At 70.3% G+C, this 17,567-nt stretch carries 20 protein-coding genes; 13 read left to right on the top strand and 7 right to left on the bottom strand.

The window, feature by feature from the left end:
* Positions 1–26: 26 nt before the first annotated feature.
* Positions 27–305 carry a MoaD/ThiS family protein gene (locus H4Q84_RS10115; protein ID WP_248583259.1) on the top strand — a complete coding sequence of 93 codons (279 nt, stop codon included), beginning with the start codon at positions 27–29 and terminating at the stop codon, positions 303–305.
* A gap of 5 nt (positions 306–310) precedes the next feature.
* Positions 311–784: an SRPBCC family protein gene (locus H4Q84_RS10110; RefSeq protein WP_248583637.1), complete on the top strand. Its 474-nt coding sequence runs from the start codon at positions 311–313 to the stop codon at positions 782–784.
* A gap of 29 nt (positions 785–813) precedes the next feature.
* On the opposite strand, the gene H4Q84_RS10105 is transcribed toward H4Q84_RS10110, so the two are convergent.
* The 5 genes from H4Q84_RS10105 to H4Q84_RS10085 form a co-directional block, all read right to left on the bottom strand.
* Positions 814–2,046, bottom strand: a complete 1,233-nt coding sequence (locus tag H4Q84_RS10105; protein WP_248583258.1) for a DUF6596 domain-containing protein — start codon at positions 2,044–2,046, stop codon at positions 814–816.
* Between the two features lie 4 nt (positions 2,047–2,050).
* Positions 2,051–2,398, bottom strand: a complete 348-nt coding sequence (locus tag H4Q84_RS10100) for a YciI family protein (protein WP_248583257.1) — start codon at positions 2,396–2,398, stop codon at positions 2,051–2,053.
* Complete coding sequence (locus H4Q84_RS10095) at positions 2,395–2,742, bottom strand: YciI family protein (RefSeq protein ID WP_248583256.1); 348 nt, start codon at positions 2,740–2,742, stop codon at positions 2,395–2,397. The genes H4Q84_RS10100 and H4Q84_RS10095 overlap by 4 nt, the downstream gene beginning before the upstream one ends.
* 74 nt (positions 2,743–2,816) lie before the next feature.
* Positions 2,817–3,281: a GDYXXLXY domain-containing protein gene (locus tag H4Q84_RS10090; RefSeq protein ID WP_248583255.1), complete on the bottom strand. Its 465-nt coding sequence runs from the start codon at positions 3,279–3,281 to the stop codon at positions 2,817–2,819.
* A complete protein-coding gene (locus H4Q84_RS10085; RefSeq protein ID WP_248583254.1) occupies positions 3,278–4,462 on the bottom strand; it encodes a DUF2157 domain-containing protein in 1,185 nt (394 codons plus the stop codon). Before H4Q84_RS10085 ends, H4Q84_RS10090 begins: the two co-directional genes overlap by 4 nt.
* Before the next feature lie 80 nt (positions 4,463–4,542).
* Between H4Q84_RS10085 and H4Q84_RS10080 the strand changes: the two genes are divergently transcribed.
* From H4Q84_RS10080 to H4Q84_RS10065, 4 genes are all read left to right on the top strand, one after another.
* The gene (locus tag H4Q84_RS10080) at positions 4,543–5,007 is read left to right on the top strand and encodes a PPOX class F420-dependent oxidoreductase (protein ID WP_248583253.1); all 465 of its coding nucleotides are present in this window, start codon (positions 4,543–4,545) and stop codon (positions 5,005–5,007) included.
* A 69-nt stretch (positions 5,008–5,076) separates the two neighbouring features.
* Complete coding sequence (locus H4Q84_RS10075) at positions 5,077–5,898, top strand: SGNH/GDSL hydrolase family protein (RefSeq protein ID WP_248583252.1); 822 nt, start codon at positions 5,077–5,079, stop codon at positions 5,896–5,898.
* A 9-nt stretch (positions 5,899–5,907) separates the two neighbouring features.
* Complete coding sequence (locus tag H4Q84_RS10070; protein ID WP_248583251.1) at positions 5,908–6,618, top strand: hypothetical protein; 711 nt, start codon at positions 5,908–5,910, stop codon at positions 6,616–6,618.
* The gene (locus H4Q84_RS10065) at positions 6,615–7,445 is read left to right on the top strand and encodes a hypothetical protein (protein ID WP_248583250.1); all 831 of its coding nucleotides are present in this window, start codon (positions 6,615–6,617) and stop codon (positions 7,443–7,445) included. The genes H4Q84_RS10070 and H4Q84_RS10065 overlap by 4 nt, the downstream gene beginning before the upstream one ends.
* Position 7,446: 1 nt before the next feature.
* Here the strand turns inward: H4Q84_RS10065 and H4Q84_RS10060 are convergent, their stop codons facing one another.
* The gene (locus tag H4Q84_RS10060) at positions 7,447–7,941 is read right to left on the bottom strand and encodes an Rrf2 family transcriptional regulator (RefSeq protein ID WP_248583249.1); all 495 of its coding nucleotides are present in this window, start codon (positions 7,939–7,941) and stop codon (positions 7,447–7,449) included.
* 76 nt (positions 7,942–8,017) lie between these two features.
* Here H4Q84_RS10060 and H4Q84_RS10055 point away from each other — a divergent pair, with 76 nt between their 5' ends.
* The 5 genes from H4Q84_RS10055 (at position 8,018) to H4Q84_RS10035 (ending at position 13,510) form a co-directional block, all read left to right on the top strand.
* Positions 8,018–8,758 (top strand): 3-beta hydroxysteroid dehydrogenase, encoded by a 741-nt coding sequence (locus H4Q84_RS10055; RefSeq protein WP_248583248.1) that lies wholly within the window; start codon positions 8,018–8,020, stop codon positions 8,756–8,758.
* A 215-nt stretch (positions 8,759–8,973) separates the two neighbouring features.
* Entirely contained in the window at positions 8,974–10,599 is a 1,626-nt protein-coding gene (groL, locus tag H4Q84_RS10050; protein WP_248583247.1) for a chaperonin GroEL, read from the top strand.
* Between the two features lie 238 nt (positions 10,600–10,837).
* Complete coding sequence (locus H4Q84_RS10045; protein WP_248583246.1) at positions 10,838–12,319, top strand: sulfatase; 1,482 nt, start codon at positions 10,838–10,840, stop codon at positions 12,317–12,319.
* 26 nt (positions 12,320–12,345) lie between these two features.
* Positions 12,346–12,840, top strand: coding sequence for a sigma-70 family RNA polymerase sigma factor (locus tag H4Q84_RS10040; protein WP_248583245.1), 495 nt, complete (start codon positions 12,346–12,348; stop codon positions 12,838–12,840).
* Between the two features lie 10 nt (positions 12,841–12,850).
* Positions 12,851–13,510, top strand: coding sequence for a hypothetical protein (locus tag H4Q84_RS10035; protein ID WP_248583244.1), 660 nt, complete (start codon positions 12,851–12,853; stop codon positions 13,508–13,510).
* A gap of 25 nt (positions 13,511–13,535) precedes the next feature.
* On the opposite strand, the gene H4Q84_RS10030 is transcribed toward H4Q84_RS10035, so the two are convergent.
* Positions 13,536–14,159, bottom strand: a complete 624-nt coding sequence (locus H4Q84_RS10030) for an alpha-ketoglutarate-dependent dioxygenase AlkB (RefSeq protein WP_248583243.1) — start codon at positions 14,157–14,159, stop codon at positions 13,536–13,538.
* A 114-nt stretch (positions 14,160–14,273) separates the two neighbouring features.
* Between H4Q84_RS10030 and H4Q84_RS10025 the strand changes: the two genes are divergently transcribed.
* A complete protein-coding gene (locus H4Q84_RS10025) occupies positions 14,274–15,020 on the top strand; it encodes an ABC transporter ATP-binding protein (protein ID WP_248583242.1) in 747 nt (248 codons plus the stop codon).
* Positions 15,020–17,560, top strand: a complete 2,541-nt coding sequence (locus H4Q84_RS10020; RefSeq protein WP_248583241.1) for an FtsX-like permease family protein — start codon at positions 15,020–15,022, stop codon at positions 17,558–17,560. The genes H4Q84_RS10025 and H4Q84_RS10020 overlap by 1 nt, the downstream gene beginning before the upstream one ends.
* The last annotated feature ends 7 nt before the right edge of the window (positions 17,561–17,567 follow it).

Genomic DNA, 17,567 nt, shown 5'->3' with positions numbered 1-17,567 from the left:
ACCGACCCAGAGCTGAGAGGACCACCATGAGTGTGAGCGTCCGCATCCCCACGATCCTGCGCACCTACACCGGCGGGGAGTCCGAGGTGACGGCCGAGGGCACCACCCTGGCCGAGGTGCTCGACCACCTCGACGGCTCCTACAGCGGCATCAAGGGCCGCATCCTCGACGAGGCGGGCCAGCTGCGCCGCTTCGTGAACGTGTACGTCGGCAACGACGACGTGCGCTTCCTCGAGAATCTCGAGACGGCCACTCCGGAGGGCACCCAGATCTCTGTGATCCCGGCGGTCGCCGGAGGGGCGTGACCTCCATGACGGCGCCGACGATCCTGGAGTACAGCCGCACCTACCCGGTGGACCCCGAACGGGCCTACGACTGGATCCTGCCCATACCGCTCGAGCAGATCTTCGCGCGGCGCTACGGACCGCTCCCGCCCATCAAGGGCACCGACATCGACGGTGGTGGCGTGTGGGGCACGGCCGGCCAGACCCGCACGATCCGCCTCGCCGACGGCGGCACCATGCGCGAGAGCCTCACCCGGGTCGACCGCCCGTGGTCGTTCGGCTACCGCATCGACAACGTCACCGGACCCATGAGGCCGCTGGTCGCCACGCTCGACGGGCTCTGGTCCGTCGAGCCCGCCGGCAACGGCGCCCGCGTCACCTGGCGCTGGACCGTCCAGCCCACCAATGCCTGGACCGCCCGGGTCATGCCGGTCTTCGGCCGGCTCTGGCAGGGCTACGCCCGCCAGGCGTTCGAGGAGATCGAGAAGGGTCTCGTCTGAGCCTGTCGCGTGCTCCGGCTGAGGTATCGCTAGCGGGGCAGCGGACGCGACTCTTCCAGGCGCCGCTGCGCGAGGTGCGCGCGCTCGGCCTCGTTGTCGCAGCGCGCGATCGCCTCGTCGTACGACGCGAGTGCGGCGGCCACGTCTCCCGACCGGGCCAGCAGCTCGGCCCGGGCGCCGGGCAGCCGGTGACCGGGCAGGTCGAGGCCTTCGAGGAGCCGTAACCCGGCGAAAGGGCCGTCGGCTTCCGCCACTGCCACCGCCCGGTTGAGCCGCACCACCGGTGAGGGCACCAGTGCCTCGAGCGCGGCGTACCACTGCGCGATCCGGCTCCAGTCCGTCTGCTCCGCGGAGGCGGCGATGGCGTGCTCGGCGGCGATCAGCGCCTGCAACAGGTACGGCGTGGAGTCCCGGAGGAGCTGCGGCCGCAGCAGCGCGACGGCTTCGCCGATCTCGTCCGTGTGCCAGCGGGTGCGGTCCTGGTCGGGCAGCAGCACGAGCGCGCCGTCGTCCACCCGCGCGTCGCGCCGGGCGTGCTGTAAGAGCATCAGGGCGAGCAGCGCGTCGATCTCGTCGGTGCCGGCGAAGCCGCGGGGTAGCAGCCCGCGCACCACGCGCAGCAACCGGATCGCCTCGCCCGCCTCCGTCGCCCGGACGACGTCGGGGCCCGAGCCCGGGGCGTAGCCGGCCGTGAAGGCCAAGTAGGCGATGTCGGCGACCGTCGCCACGCGGCGTACGAGCTCGGCGCCGGTGGGCACGGCGAACGACTCGCTCGCCAGCCGCTTGCGGGCCCGCGTCAGCCTGGCCGCCATCGTCGGGGTGCTGACCAGGAACAGTCGCGCGATGTCGGGCGTGGAGACACCCAGCACCAGCCGCAGGGTGAGCGCGGCTGCGGCGTCGGGCGACAGCGACGGGTGCGCGCACAGCAGCACCAGCCGCAGCCGCTCGTCGACCAGTCCCTTCCCGTCGTCGGCCATCACGCGCTGCGCCTCCTCGGTCAGCTCGGACTCCACGGCGAGCCGAGGAAGGGTGCGTACCGCGACCGCCTCCGATCGGAGCCGGTCGAGGATGCGCCGCCGGGCCGCTGTCAGCAGCCACCCCGGCGGGTTGGTGGGTACGCCGTCGCGCGGCCAGGTCCGGGCCGCCGCCTCGAAGGCGTCGGCCAGCCCGTCCTCGGCCAGGTCGAGGCGCCGGAACCCGGCCACCAGCAGCGCCAATAGCCGTCCCCACTCCTCGCGCCACGCGCGGTCGAGCTCGTCCATGCAGTCAGCCGTCGTACCCGTCGATCGAGGTGACCGGACGCACCTCGATCGTGTAGCCCGGCGAGAGCAGCCGGGCGAGGTCCAGAGCCGTCTCCATCGAGTCCAGGTCGACGAGGTAGAGCCCGACCAACTGCTCTGCGGACTCGGCGAACGGACCCTCGGTCACGACGCCGCCGCGAACGCCTCGGGACTCGGCCGCCCCGGCCAGCGCCTCGCCGACGACCAGCGCGCCACGTTCCCCGAGCGCTGCGTCGAAGGAGGCGTGGCCGTCGAACACGGTCTGCCGCTGTGCCTCGGTCGCCCGATCCCAGGCGGTCGGGTCTTCCTCGTTGAGCAGGAGGAGCAACCTCACGGGTTGCACCGGCGCAGCTCGAGTCCCTTCTCACCTTCAGCCAGGATGCCGACGCACTGGACGAGGTCGTCGATGTCGTCGGTGTCGATCAGGTAGAAGCCCGACAGCTGCTCAGCGCTCTCGGCGTACGGACCCTCGGTGACGACGACGTCGTCGCGGTCGCCGGTGACGACCCTCGTCTCCCGGCTGTTCGACAGCTCGGCGGCGGCCTTGACCTTGTGGCCGCGCGCGGCCAGTGCCTCGCCGAACTCGTGGTGCTTGGCGTACATGGCGTCCTTGGCCGCCTGGGAGCTCGCGTCCCAGGCAGCCTCGTCGGTGGGGATCAGCAGGATGTAGTCGGACATGACCATTCCTCTCTCGGTGGGGTGAGTCTTCCACCGATATGACGCGCGGGGGAGGGTGAGATCGACAGGTTTGCTCAGGAATCTGCCGCGACGGCCACGATCGCGGCGTGACCGCGCGAGTCGACCTTGACGGTGGCCACGACATCGCCGTCGCGTACGGCGTCCTCGAGCGCATGTGCCTTGTCCTGCGGCACGAACCAGCTCTCGATCCCGCACTCGACCTGCCAGTCGCGATCGCTGCACGTCAGGTAGGTGCCGTCTTCGGGCCGGGTGCGGCTCCAGCCGCCCGCCTTCATGGTCGAACCGTCGTCGACGAGGCTGATGTAGACGTCCCCGTGTTCGCCCGTCATCTCGCGGTCCAGCCGTAGGTCCGGATAATCGAGCGCGACGTACGCCCCACGGAACGGGTCGATCGGGTCCAGCGGCTCGACACGGAGCTGGATCTCGTCGCCCGCGACCCGGGCGGAGAGCTGAGGAGCGACGGCGAGACCGGTGGCGGCAAGCTGTACGGCGGCCACCAGTGCGATGGTGCGGATCATGACTGGGCTCCTGTCGGGCCGGCCAGCTCAGCGGCCAGCTCGGATGCGAGGGTGCGCCGGGCTCGGTCGAAGACGAACCCGGTGGCGAGGAAGACGAGGCCGACGAGCAGGAACAGCCACGCCCCGTCGATGATGGCGGCGAAGACCGCGAAGCTCTGGAACGACGTGAACACGACCAGGGCGACGGCGGCCATCGCGGTCAGCACCCAGTTGTCGCGCAGGGCGCCGAGGGCGGCGACGCCGACCGCGAGGGCGACGTAAGCGACGACGCAGAGGGCGGCGTGGAGCAGGTCGCCGGCACCGAGGTGGTCGGGATCCGAGCCGGGCTCCCAGAGAGCAAGAAGTACGCCGACCGCCAGGGCCGCAGCCGCGCCGGCAACCTCCCATCGCGCCACGACCGTGCCGACACGGAGGGCGGCCGCGGTCACCACGACCGCGACGACGCCTAGGACGATGAGGAAGATGCTCGGCCCGAGATCTGAGTCGCCGGTGTCGGGCAGGGCGGAGACGAAGAGCCCGATCAGCGTGAACGCCATGCCCACAAGGCGCCACGGCCCTGCGAATGCCGGCACCCAGCGGTCGTGCAGTGCCGCGACCGCGAGCGAGAACACGCCCGTGGCAAGCAGGATCAGGACGACGCGGAGGAACGTCGCGTCATCGAAGAGCCCTTGCCACAGCACCCAGCCGGACAGCGCCGACATGCCGACCAGCAGCGGGCCGCGAGCCCGGGTCGCGTAGGCGTGGACGAGTGCGGCTACGCCCCAGAGGCCGATCAGCCGCGGCTCGTACGCCGGCACCTGGAGGCTCTGCGCGGCCTGGAAGATGACAGCGCCGGAGGTGAGTGCAGCGACGAGTCGTACGGCGCCGGCGAGGAGCGCCGGACCGCGACCGGCCAGCAGCTCGCCGCCGGCGAGGAGCGCCAGCCAGAGCACGGCCACGACGACGAAGCGCGCGATGGGGGCGAGCTCGTCGAGGTTGGCTGCGACCAGCCAGATCAGGCCGACGCCGACGAAGGTGCCGCCGACCCCGAGCAGGAGGCGGGCCAGCGAGAAGCGGCGGGAGGCGGCATAGCTGCCGAGGATGCGGGTCGCCGTGTCGTCATCGACGAGTCCGGAGGACTGCCAGGCACCGACCTCGTCGGTGAGCCAGGCCAGGCGCTGGGGAGAGACGGGAGTGGTCATGTGCGGATCTTCGGCCCGGGACCCGGTCTGCCGAATCCGCGTGCGTACTCAGATCATCGCCCGTCCGGCACAGTGGAGGCATGGCACGCACCATCGCAACCAACGACAAGGTCGACCGAGACGCACTGCTGGACTTCATCCGGCCACGCCACCGGGCCACCCTGGTGACCACCCGGCGCGACGGCCGCCCGCAGCTCTCACCCGTCTCGTGCGGCGTCGACGAGCAGGGCCGGCTCGTCGTGGCGACGTACCCGTCCCGCGCCAAGGTGACGAACCTGCGCCGCAGCTCTGCCGCCAGTGCGCTGATCCACAGCGACGAGTGGAACGGGCCATGGGTGCAGATCGACGGCGTCGCCGAGGTCATCGACATGCCCGACGCGGTCGAGCCGCTGGTCGACTACTTTCGCAGCATCTCCGGGGACCACCCCGACTGGGACGAGTACCGCCAGGCGATGCGCGACCAGGACAAGTCGCTCGTCCGGCTCACCATCGAGCGGTGGGGTCCGGTCGCCACCGGCGGTTTCCCGCCCGAGCTGGCCGACTGAGCGGCTGCGTTCGGCCGCCCGACATGTCGGGTTGACCGCGTGTTCAGGCGGGTTGGTTCTACTCGGCGCATGCGGGCTCGCGAACGATGGACCGTCGGGGTGCTGGCCTCGGCCGGTGTCGTGGCCACCAGCAGCGTCGGCGCGCGGCAGTTCCTCCAGCGGCAGGCGGCGATCGCGCGCGGCCTCATCGGCGACCCGCTCGGGCACGAGGCTCCCGAAGCCGACAAGACCTACCGCAAGAGCCAGCCGGGGCGCCTCGACCTGCTGATGCTCGGCGACTCCATCGCCGCAGGGCTTGGTGCCGAGCGCGCCAAGGACACCCTCGGCGCCCGGCTCGCCAAGGGTCTGGGCAAGGCCACCGACACCTCCGTCCGCCTGCGTACGGCGGCCCGCGTGGGCTCCGAGTCGAGCGTGCTCGCCGAACAGCTCGACGCGCTGCCCGACGGGTACCGGCCCGACGCGGCCGTCATCGTGGTCGGTGGCAACGACGTCACCCACCGGGTCCCGGTGGCCGAGTCGGTGCGCCATCTCGCCGAGGCCGTCGACCGGCTGCACGAGCTCGGATCCCGTGTCGTGGTGGGCACCTGCCCCGACCTCGGCGCACTCCGCCCGGTGCCGCAGCCCCTGCGCAGCCTGGGCTCGCGGGCCAGCCGTCAGCTCGCCAACGCCCAGCGCGAGGTGGCTCTCGAACGCGGTGCGTACGTCGTCTCGCTGGCCCATGTCGTCGGCCCGTTCTTCATCACCAACCCCGACGAGATGTTCAGCCTCGACCGGTTCCATCCCAGCGCGGCCGGCTACCGGCGTACGGCCAAGGCGATGTTGCCGTCGGTGCTCCGCGCGCTCGGACATGCCGAAGACCTGCCCTTCGGGCACCATGCTCCGGCGTTCTAGTCTGACCGGATGCCCGAGGACCCGAAGGAACGACGACGCCGGCTGCTCGCCATGGACCTCACCGAGCTCGCGGTGGAGTTCGGCACCGACAAGTGGGGCGTGCACCGCTACACCCCGCACTACCAGCGGCACCTCGAGCACCTGCGCGGCGAGGAGTTCACGCTGCTCGAGCTCGGTGTCGGCGGTTACGCCCGCAGCATGGGTGGCGCTTCCCTCAAGATGTGGAAGTGGTTCTTCCCGAAGGCCCACGTCATCGGCCTCGACATCGAGGACAAGACGGCGCTGAGCGGCGGCCGGATCACCGTCGTACAAGGGGATCAGACCGACGAGGCGCTGCTCACCTCGCTGATGGAGGAGCACCAGCCGTTGGTCGTCATCGACGACGGGTCACACGTCCCCGACCACGTGCGGGCGAGCTTCGGCGTGCTGTTCCCGCTGCTGCCCGACGACGGTGTCTACGCGATCGAGGACACCCAGACGTCGTACTGGCCCGAGTGGGGCGGGCAGGCCGACCCCCGGGCGCGCGGCACGTCGATGGACCTCGTCAAGGACCTCGTCGACGGCCTCAACTTCGAGGAGTACGTCGACCAGCACGAGCCGTCGTACACGGACCGCTGGGTCAGGTCGGTGCACTGCTACCACAACCTCGTGGTCGTCGAGAAGGGCGACAACGTGGAGGGCACCAACAAGCTGGACGTCTTGAAGGAGCGCTACGAGTGAACTCAGTACTCCTCGCCACCAGTCGCGACTGGCCCGCGGGAGAGCCCGGCCACGAGACGCTCGACAAGGCCCTGATCGCTCGCGGCATCGACGCCCGCTGGGCCGTGTGGGACGACGCGTCGGTCGACTGGGTCGGCGCCGACCTCGTCGCCGTGCGGTCGACCTGGGACTACATGACCCGATCCGAGGAGTTCCTGGCCTGGGTTCACTCGGTCGAAGCGACGACGACGGTGCTCAACGGCGCCGACGTCTTCCAGTGGAACCTCGACAAGGGCTACCTCGCCCGGCTCGGTGACGTGCCCGTCGTACCCACGCGGCTCGTGGTCTCCGCCGCCGAGCTCGAGGCCACGGTCGCCGAGTTCGGTGACGTGGTCGTGAAGCCGCGGGTGGGTGCCGGCGGCATCGGGGTGACCGTCGTACGACGCGGCAACGCGATCGCCCTGCCCGACGCCCCGGTCCTGGCCCAGCCACTTGTCACCACGATCCACACCGACGGCGAGACCTCGGTGTTCGTGATCGGCGGAGAGGCCGTGTCGATGGTCAACAAGGTGCCCGGCGCGGGCGAGATCCGCGTGCACGAGCAGTTCGGCGGCCGCACCACGGAGGTCGCGATGTCGGGCCCGGAGTCGGTGCTGGCCCTCGAGGCGCTGCGTGCCGCCGCCGAGTTCACCGGCCGGCCGCTCGACTACGGCCGCGTCGACCTGCTCAAGTACGACGGGAACTGGTGCGTCAGCGAGCTCGAGGTCACCGAGCCGGGGCTCTACCTCGACGTGCTCCCGGCCAACGCGGAGGTGTTCGCCGACCTGGTGGCCGCCCGACTGGGCTGACTCAGGCACGACCGATCCGTGCGGCGAGCCAGCCGGCGTTCTGGGCCATCACGTCGTCGGGCACGATCTCGGCCACCCCGGACGCGAGTGCGTCGAGCCTGACCGTGGCCAGCTCGTCGCGCCACGCCTGCTCGGCCCGCCACATGCCGGCTGCGATCGCGCACGAGCTGCGGAAGCACTTCCGCGGTGCCGGGTGCGGCGCGCGCTGGCGGATCTCGGTGCACCGGAAGGCCGCCTGACCGCCGTCGACGGCGAGCACGATGTCGAGCAGGGTGACCTCGCCTGCGGGCCGGGCCAGCGAATAGCCGCCGTTGCGGCCCTGGCTCGACGCCACGATGCCGGCCCGCGACAACGCCTGCAGCGACTTGGCGAGGTAGGGCTTCGGCACCCCGTGGAACTCCGCCAGCACCCCGGCGTTGAGGGCCAGGCCGTCGGGGAGCTGGGCGAGGACGACGGCACAGTGAGCGGCCCACTCGACTCCTTCGCTGATACGCATGGAAACGAGGTTACGGGATGTCCGAGTTCTCTGGTATAACGTGGATACCAATTATCCACGTATGCGAGGAGTCGTCATGAAGGTCGCCGTCATCGGAGGGGCCGGGCTTGCCGGTCGTCACGCGGTCGCAGCACTCGAGGCCGCCGGGGACGAAGTCGTGGTGCTGAGCCGGGCGACCGGCGTCGACGCCGTCACCGGAGCTGGGCTCGACGAGGGACTGGCCGGGGTGGAGGTCGTGATCGACGCCGCCAATGTGTCCTCGATGGATCGCGATGTGGCCTCTGCGTTCTTCACGAGCGTGGCCGGCAACCTGCAGACCGCGGGTGCCCGTGCCGGAGTGCGTCGCATCGTCACGCTGTCGATCTACGGCATCGACGGGCTGGAGGGGCGGGGCTACTTCGCCGCCAAGCTCGCGCAGGAGGAGGCGGCTCGCCGTGGCGACGTGCCGTCGACGATCCTGCGGGCCACGCAGTTCCACGACTTCGGCGGCCAGCTGATGCAGTGGACACGCAAGGGCCCGGTCGTCGGGGTGCCGATCCAGCCCGTGCAGACCGTGGCGATCGAGACCGTTGCCGCGCACCTGGTCCGGCTCGCGCACGGCGACGAGGACGGCACGGTCAACCTCGCGGGGCCGCGGCCCGACACCCTGATCCGGCAGGTACGCCGCCACGTCCGGGCCGCCGGCAAGCGCTACATCTCCGTGCCGCTGTGGCTGCCCGGGCGGGCCGAGAAGCTCATCCGGGCCGGCGCCCTCGTGCCCCGGGGCGACGCCGTACTCGACGGACCCGACTTCGAGACCTGGCTGGCCGCGCGCTGACCGGGGTCCGGAAGGCCGCGATTCGTTTGCACTCGCCCCCTTCGAGTGCTAAACATGACGCTGGCACTCTCGCCATGAGAGTGACAACACGGCACTGGTGACGTTGAGGTCCTCCAGCCCGGCGGGAAGGGTCCGTCGGAGGGTCGAGGTCCGTCCGTCGCGGGCAGCCCACCAGGCGCCGTACACCCCCAGACTCTGAAGGAATCACAAGGGTTATGTCGAAGCTGATTGCTTTCAACGAGGAGGCCCGACGCGGCCTCGAGCGTGGCATGAACACGCTCGCGGACGCCGTCAAGGTCACGCTCGGTCCCAAGGGCCGCAATGTCGTGCTCGAGAAGAAGTGGGGCGCGCCCACCATCACCAACGATGGTGTGAGCATCGCCAAGGAAATTGAGCTCGAGGACCCGTTCGAGAAGATCGGTGCCGAGCTCGTCAAGGAAGTCGCCAAGAAGACCGACGACGTCGCCGGTGACGGTACGACGACCGCCACGGTCCTCGCCCAGGCGATGGTTCGCGAGGGTCTGCGCAACGTCGCGGCCGGCGCCAACCCGATGGGTCTCAAGCGCGGCATCGAGGCCGCTGTCGCCGCCGTGACCGAGCAGCTGCTCGCCATGTCGACCGAGATCGAGACCCGCGAGCAGATCGCCGCCACGGCGTCGATCTCCGCAGGTGACAGCACCGTCGGTGACGTCATCGCCGAGGCGATGGACAAGGTCGGCAAGGAAGGCGTCATCACGGTCGAGGAGTCGAACACGTTCGGCATCGACCTCGAGCTGACCGAGGGCATGCGGTTCGACAAGGGCTACATCTCGGCCTACTTCGTCACCGACCCCGAGCGCATGGAGACCGTGCTGGAGGACCCCTACGTCCTCATCGCCAACTCCAAGGTCAGCAACGTCAAGGACCTGCTGCCGCTGCTCGAGAAGATCATGCAGTCGGGCAAGCCGCTGGTGATCATCGCTGAGGACGTCGACGGCGAGGCGCTGTCGACCCTGGTGGTCAACAAGATCCGTGGCACCTTCAAGTCCGTCGCCGTCAAGGCTCCGGGCTTCGGTGACCGCCGCAAGGCCATGCTCCAGGACATCGCGATCCTGACCGGTGGCCAGGTCATCTCCGAGGAGGTCGGCCTCAAGCTCGAGAACGCCGGCGTCGAGCTCCTCGGCCAGGCCCGCAAGGTCGTCATCACCAAGGACGAGACCACCATCGTCGAAGGTGCCGGCGACACCGGCCAGATCGAGGGCCGGGTCAACCAGATCCGTGCCGAGATCGAGAAGTCGGACTCCGACTACGACCGCGAGAAGCTGCAGGAGCGCCTGGCCAAGCTGGCCGGCGGCGTTGCGGTCATCAAGGTCGGCGCGGCCACCGAGGTCGAGCTCAAGGAGCGCAAGCACCGCATCGAGGACGCCGTGCGCAACGCCAAGGCGGCTGTCGAAGAGGGCATCGTCGCCGGTGGCGGCGTGGCACTCGTGCAGGCTGCGGCCACCGCGTTCGACAAGCTGGACCTGACGGGCGACGAGGCGACGGGTGCCAACATCGTTCGCTACGCGACCGAGGCCCCGCTCAAGCAGATCGCGATCAACGCCGGCCTCGAGGGCGGCGTCGTGGCCGAGAAGGTGCGCAACCTCAAGCCCGGTCACGGCCTCAACGCGGCCACCGGCGAGTACGTCGACATGCTGGCCGAGGGCATCAACGACCCGGTCAAGGTGACCCGCTCTGCTCTGCAGAACGCCGCCTCGATCGCTGCGTTGTTCCTCACCACCGAGGCCGTCGTGGCCGACAAGCCGGAGAAGGCCGCCCCGATGGGCGACCCGTCCGGTGGCATGGGCGGCATGGACTTCTGATCGCCCAGCCCTGAGCGCAGCGAAGGGCTGACAAGGCGATCAGGTCGAGGAGGGTTGGCGTAGTCCCGAGCGAAGCGAGGGAGTGCGCAACCCGTCTCGAGACCAGCCACATGTGGTTTTGAGACCGCCTGGCTCCAACGTGCGAGACAGCAAGGCCCCCGCTCGGAGCGGGGGCCTTGTTGCGTGTCGGGGCAACTTCCCGGATCGGAGCTGCGTCACAGGTACCGTGACCCGGCCGATGAAGACATCTCGTGGAACTGCCCGCTTCGCCGTCGCCCTCGTGGCCCTGGCTGCCGCCATCGCGGCTGTGCCGGCAACGCCGCGGGTGGCCGCGCAGGCGCAGGCGCCGGGCGACCGGCCCAACATCGTGCTGATCACCACCGACGACCAGACGCTCGAGGATCTCTACTGGATGCCGCAGACCCGAGCGGCACTCGGTGGTGGCGGGGCGACGTTCGGCCAGGCGATCTCGCCACATCCGCTGTGCTGCCCGGCCCGCGCCGAGATGGTCACCGGTCAGTACGCGCAGAACAACGGCGTACGCAGCAACTCCGGCCCGCATGGCGGGTTCGGGGCGCTCAAGGAGCCGGGCAACAGTGTCGCGAGCTGGCTGCACGACGCGGGCTACGCCACCGGGTTCGTCGGCAAGTACCTCAACCTCTACTCCGAGCGCGACGGCATCCAGGCCGGCTGGGACCACTGGGCGCCGTTCACCCACGGCACCTACCAGGCCTTCGACTACACCGTGTACGACGACGGCGCGCTGGTCGAGCACCACGACGACCTGCACAGCAACGACTTCGTCACCAACCGCACGGTCGACCTGATCGGCGAGTACGCCGGCGACCAGGACCCGTTCTTCATCTGGTCGTCGTACGTCGCCCCCCACGGCCAGTGCACCGACAACCTGCCCCTCGACACGTGCGCCGCCCCGCCGACGCCGGCAACCCGGCACGCCGGCCTGTATCCCGGTTCGCGGCTGCCGTCGCTCGACAAGCCGTCATACAACGAGCAGGACGTCTCGGACAAGCCGATCCTCATCCGCAAGGAGAAGCGCAAGCGCGCCGCGACCCTGCAGCGCCTCTTCACCCAGCGCATCCGGTCGCTGGCCTCGGTCGACGAGGGGGTCGCTGCCACCGTCGAGGCGCTGCGCGCCGCCGGCGAGCTCGACAACACCTACCTGATCTTCACCAGCGACAACGGCTACCTGCTGGGCGAGCACCGCTACACCGGCAAGCTGCTGGCCTACCGCGAGTCGCTGCGGGTGCCGCTGCTCGTGCGTGGCCCGGGCATCCCGCCGGGTGTCGTGCGGTCCAACATCGCTTCGACGGTCGACCTCGCGCCCACGCTGGTGGAGATCTCCGGTGCGACGCCGGGGCGCCCGATGGACGGCGTGTCGGTGCTGGGGGCGGCACGCGCCGGCGCGCCTCTGGCTCGCACCTCGCTCATCCAGGCCGGCCCGTTCCACCGGCGTGGCACGATCGACTGGACGTTCCGGGGTGTCCACACCGGCCGTTACACGTTCGTCCGCTGGAACCGCACCGGCTTCGTCGAGCTCTACGACCACGCCCGGGACCCCTACGAACTTCGCAACCTGGCGGCCGTGAAGAAGTACGCGCGGGTGCGCCGCGAGCTGTTCCGGCGTACCAACCTGTTGTCGTCGTGCTCGGGTGACGCCTGCCGCGAGGACTTCGGGCCGCTGCCCCGGCCGGGCCGCTGACGACGCCGGCTCGCTACGTTGGAGGGGTGACACGGGAGGAGCGGTTCGAGACGCTGGCACGCGAGGTGATCGAGCCGCTGCGCCGGTTCCTCGTGCGTCGTACCGACTCAGACACCGCCGACGACGTCCTCTCCGACACCCTGCTGGTGCTGTGGCGGCGCTTCGACGAGGTGCCCGACAACCCACTGCCCTGGGCGTACGGCGTGGCGCGGGGCTGCCTTCAGAACGCCGAGCGCAGCCGCCGACGGCAGACGCGGGTGGCCGCGAAGGTGGCCGGGCAGCCCGTCGAACCGCACCCGGTCGGCACCGACGTCCGGCTGGCCGAGGCGCTCGACCGGCTGCCCGACCGGGACCGTGAGCTGGTCCGGCTGTGGGCGTGGGAGCAGCTGACGCCCGCCGAGATCGGCGCCGTGCTCGACCTCACCGCCAACGCCGTGAGCATCCGCCTGCACCGGGCCAAGGGAAAGCTGCTCGAGGACCTGCGAAAGACCGGCACCGGTGCCGGACATGAAGGGGCATAGGGAGGCCATCGTGAACGACTACGGCTACGACGACGAGGAGCTGCGCCGCAGCCTGAGCGCGATCGACCCGGCCGCCCGACTGACGCCCGCGCCCCCCGAGCAGGTGGCCCGACTCCTGGAGGACGCCATGAGCAACCACACCCCCGAACTCCGACCCGAGACGACGCGGCGCCGCAGCCCCCTCGTCTGGGTCGCGGCAGCCGCTGCCGTCGTCGTCATTGCGGGCGTATCCTTCGCAGCGCTGCGTAGTGACGACGACGTGCAGTCCCCCACGGCCCAGGAGCCCACCAGCCAGGCGCCGGCACAGCCGGTTGCCGAGCCCGGCTCCACGACCGCGCTGGTCACGGGCGACGCGGTCGAGGCCAAGTGCATGGTCCCCAACGTGCGGGTGCTCCGCGGCAACACGCTCGCCTTCGACGGCTCCGTCACCTCGATCGAGGGTGACCAGGTCACGCTCGCGCCCACCACATGGTTCAAGGGCACCCCCACCGAGACGGTCACGGTGACGGCGCCGAGCAAGCAGCTCCAGGAGCTGCTGGTCGCGGTCGACTTCCAGGTCGGCGGTCGCTACCTCGTCACGGCCTTCCAGGACACCGTGACGCTCTGCGGGTTCAGCGCGCCGTACTCCGAGGACCTCGACAAGCTCTACCAGGACGCGTACGCGAGCTGAGCCGCCCAGCGTGCAGCTCTGACCGTCAGAACACGCCCTGCGGCCGGAACTGCACCGACAGCCGCGGGCCGGCATGCGCCGTCTTGGGTACGGCGTGCTCCCAGGTGCGCTGGCACGAACCGCCCATCACGAGCAGGTCCCCGTGGCCCATGGCGACGGCGACGGACTCGCCGCCACCGCGGGGGCGGAGCAGCAGCCGGCGTGGGTCGCCGACCGAGACGATCGCGACCATGGTGTCCTGCGTCCTGCCTCGGCCGATGGTGTCGCCGTGCCAGGCAACCGAGTCGCGGCCGTCGCGGTAGTAGCAGCAGCCGGCGGTGACGAACGGCTCGCCGAGCTCGGGCAGGTAGTGCGCCGACAGGGCCCCGCGCGCGTCGACGAGCAGCCGGTGCGGCAGGGCCTCGTCGGCGGCGTACGTGTGCACCAGACGGGGCACGTCGACGACGCGGTCGTACATCTGGCGGCGCTCGGCGCGCCACGGCACGTCACGCACCAGCGCCTCGAACACGGCATCGGCACCGGGCAGCCAGTTGCGCTGGACGTCGACCCAGGCTCCTCTGGACAAGAGCGTGCGCTCGGGTGCCAGCGTCGGCAGCCCGGCGACGTCAGTGGCCGGCGCCTCGTCGAAGAGCGTGCCCTGGAAGTCCACGACTCCATGATATCGAACACCTGTTCGGACGCATGGATCCTCGGGGGTTTCCCCGGGAGGGATCCGGGGGAGTCCCCATGGCGCCTGGTTGGCGTGGCGCGGGAGGCTGGGACCATGACCGAGCACACGCCCGCCGCGCGGGTCCGCAAACTCACCAAGACCTATGGCACCGGCCAGGCCCAGGTGCGTGCGCTCGACGACGTGACGCTCGACCTCGTGGCGGGGGAGTTCACCGCGATCATGGGACCGAGCGGGTCGGGCAAGTCGACGCTGATGCACTGCTGTGCGGCCCTCGACACCGGCACGTCGGGGCAGGTCTTCATCGGCGAACAGGAGCTCACCCGGCTCAAGGACAAGGCGCTGACCCGGCTGCGTCGCGACGAGATCGGCTTCGTGTTCCAGTCGTTCAACCTGGTGCCGACCCTGACCGCGCGCGAGAACATCGTGCTGCCGCTGGCCATCGCGCGCCGCAAGCCCGACCCTGAGTGGTTCGACTCCGTCATTGCGACTGTCGGGCTGGGTGACCGGCTCAGCCACAAGCCCAATGAGCTCTCCGGCGGCCAGCAGCAGCGGGTGGCGATCGCGCGGGCGCTGGTGAGCCGTCCGCGCATCGTCTTCGCCGACGAGCCGACCGGGAACCTCGACTCCCGCTCGGGTGCCGAGGTGCTCGAGCTGCTCCGCAGCAGTGTCGACGACCACGGCCAGACGATCGTGATGGTGAGCCACGACCCGGTCGCCGCGGCGTACACGGATCGGGTGGTGTTCCTCGCCGACGGTCGTGTGGTCGACGAGCTGCGCGACCCCGATCGCGAGTCGGTGCTGGAGGTCATGGCCACCATGAGCGCACCGGTGGCCGGCTGATGCTCCGCGCCGCCCTCAAGAGCCTGCTGGGCCGCAAGGTCCGGCTGTTTCTCAGTACGTTCGCGATCGTGCTGGGAGTTGCGTTCGTGGCCGGGTCTCTCGTCTTCAGCGACACCCTGGGCCGAAGCTTCACGGCACTGTTCGCGTCGACCGTCGGCGATGTCGTCGTCCGGCCGGAGGGTGCTGGCGACCTGCGCAACGGCCCGTCGACTCGCACCGTGCCGGCGTCGGTGCTCAAGGATCTGCAGGACCTGGAGGGCGCAGCGCGCGTCGACGGCAACGTCACCGACCGCGGCGTCTTCGTCGTCGACCGGAAGAACAAGGTCGTCGGTGGCCAGGGCCCGCCCGGCATCGGCGGCAACTGGTCGGACGCCCCCGCCGGGCACGACCTCGAGGGTCTCAGCATCATCATCGGGGACGAACCGAGCGGGCGTGACCAGGTCGTGCTCGACGCCTCGACCGCCGACCGCGCCGGCTACCACCGCGGCGATCGCGTGCACATCGTCACGGCCGGCGACCAGTCGGTCCTCAACCCGGTGCTCGTGGGCATCGCCGACTTCGAGCAGGGCGGCTCGCTCAACGGGGCGACGTTCGCCGCCTTCGACACGCGGACCGCCCAGAAGCTGTTCCTCGACGGCCGCGACGCCTACACCGACCTCTGGGTGACGGCTGCCGACGGGGTCTCGCAGGAGGAGCTGCGGGACGCAGTGGCACTAAGCCTGCCCGACGGCTTCGAGGCGGTCACCGGTGACGACGCGGCCGACGACAGCGCCGGCGAGCTGTTGCAGGCGATCTCGTTCATCACGACGTTCCTGCTGATCTTTGCCGGCATCTCACTGGTCGTCGGCGCCTTCCTGATCGTCAACACGTTCTCGATGCTGGTCGCCCAGCGCAGCCGTGAGCTCGCGCTGCTGCGTGCCCTCGGCGCCTCGCGGCGGCAGGTGACCAGGTCGGTGCTGCTCGAGGCGTTCGTGCTGGGCGTGCTCGGCTCGACGATCGGGCTGGGCCTGGGCGTGGCGCTGGCGATGGTGATCCGGCTCGTCTTCGGCCGGTTCGGGCTCGACCTCTCCGGGCAGCCGCTGATCTTCGCGCCGCGCACCGTCCTCGCGTCGTACGGCATCGGCATCGTCGTCACCATGGCGGCGGCGTGGCTGCCGGCCCGGCGTACGTCCCGGATCGCGCCGGTGCAGGCGTTGCGCGACGAAATCTCGATGCCGGAGACGTCGTTGCGTCGCCGGTTCCTGGGCGGGCTCCTGCTCATCGCGGCCGGGTGTGGTGCGCTGGCCGCGGGGCTGTTCACCTCGGTGAGCCGGGGTGGCTGGTTCGTCGGGGGTGGTGTGCTCGCGGTGCTGCTGGGCGTGGCTTCGGCGAGCCCGGTGCTGAGCCGGCCGTTCCTGGCGGTGGCCCACCGGCTGCTGGCCCGCGTCTTCGGCACCGTCGGAAACCTGGCCGGCCAGAACTCCCTGCGCAACCCGCGTCGTACGACCGCAACCGCGTCGGCCCTGATGATCGGACTGGCGCTGGCTGCCACGATGGCGATTGTCGGGGACTCCGCTAAGGCGTCGGTCGACCAGACGATCGAGGAGAACTTCAAGGGCGACTACGTCGTCAGCAACCTGATGGGGCAGTCGTTCTCGTCGCGCATCGGCAACCGGATGAGCAAGATCGACGGCGTGGAGTCGGTGGCTCGCCAGCGCTGGGCCTTCGGCGAGTACGACGACGGGCAGCAGGGCGTCGGTGCGAGCGAGAAGTCCTCGTTGTCCGGGGCGCTCGGCCTCGAAATGGTGACCGGTTCGCTCGACGACCTGCGCGACGGCGCGGTGCTCGTCTCTGACAAGTACGCCGAGGATCACGACCTGGCAGTCGGTGACGACTACCAGATCACCTTCAACGGGGAGGAGGTGACCTACCCCGTGGCCGGCACGTTCGCCGACAACCCGGTGGTCGGCTTCCCGATCCAGACGACGCTGTCGACGCTGAAGAAGGCCGGCTTCCCCGAACGCGACAACTTCCTGGTCATCGACGTCGACAGGCAGACGCCGGCCCTCGAGGCGGCGATCGACGAGGTGGTGGCCGAGCTGCCCATCGTCACGGTCAAGGACCAGGCCGCCTTCGCCGAGGAGCAGCGCGGACCCATCGACCAGCTGGTGCTGATGATCTTCGCTCTGCTGGGCCTGGCGCTCTTCATCGCCGTACTCGGCATCGTCAACACGCTCGCGCTGTCGGTCATCGAGCGCACCCGCGAGGTCGGACTGCTGCGGGCCGTGGGGTTGTCACGCAGCCAGCTCCGGCGGATGATCACCTGTGAGTCGGTGGTGATCGCAGTGCTCGGCGCAGTGCTGGGCAGTGTGCTCGGCGTCGGCTTCGGCATCGCCATGATGTACGCCCTGCGCGACGAGGGTCTCGAGGTCATCTCGGTGCCGTGGGACCAGCTTGGTGCGTTCCTTGCGGTCTCCGTGGTGGTGGGTGTGCTGGCGGCAGTGCTCCCCGCGCGGCGGGCCGCGCGGCTCGACGTACTCGAGGCAATCGCGACGGAGTGACCACCAC

Origin of the sequence: Nocardioides sp. InS609-2, from assembly GCF_023208195.1 — a bacterium.
Lineage (GTDB): Bacteria > Actinomycetota > Actinomycetes > Propionibacteriales > Nocardioidaceae > Nocardioides.
The sequence above is the reverse complement of the archived record's forward strand: the minus strand, read 5'-3'. Positions and strand labels throughout refer to the sequence as shown.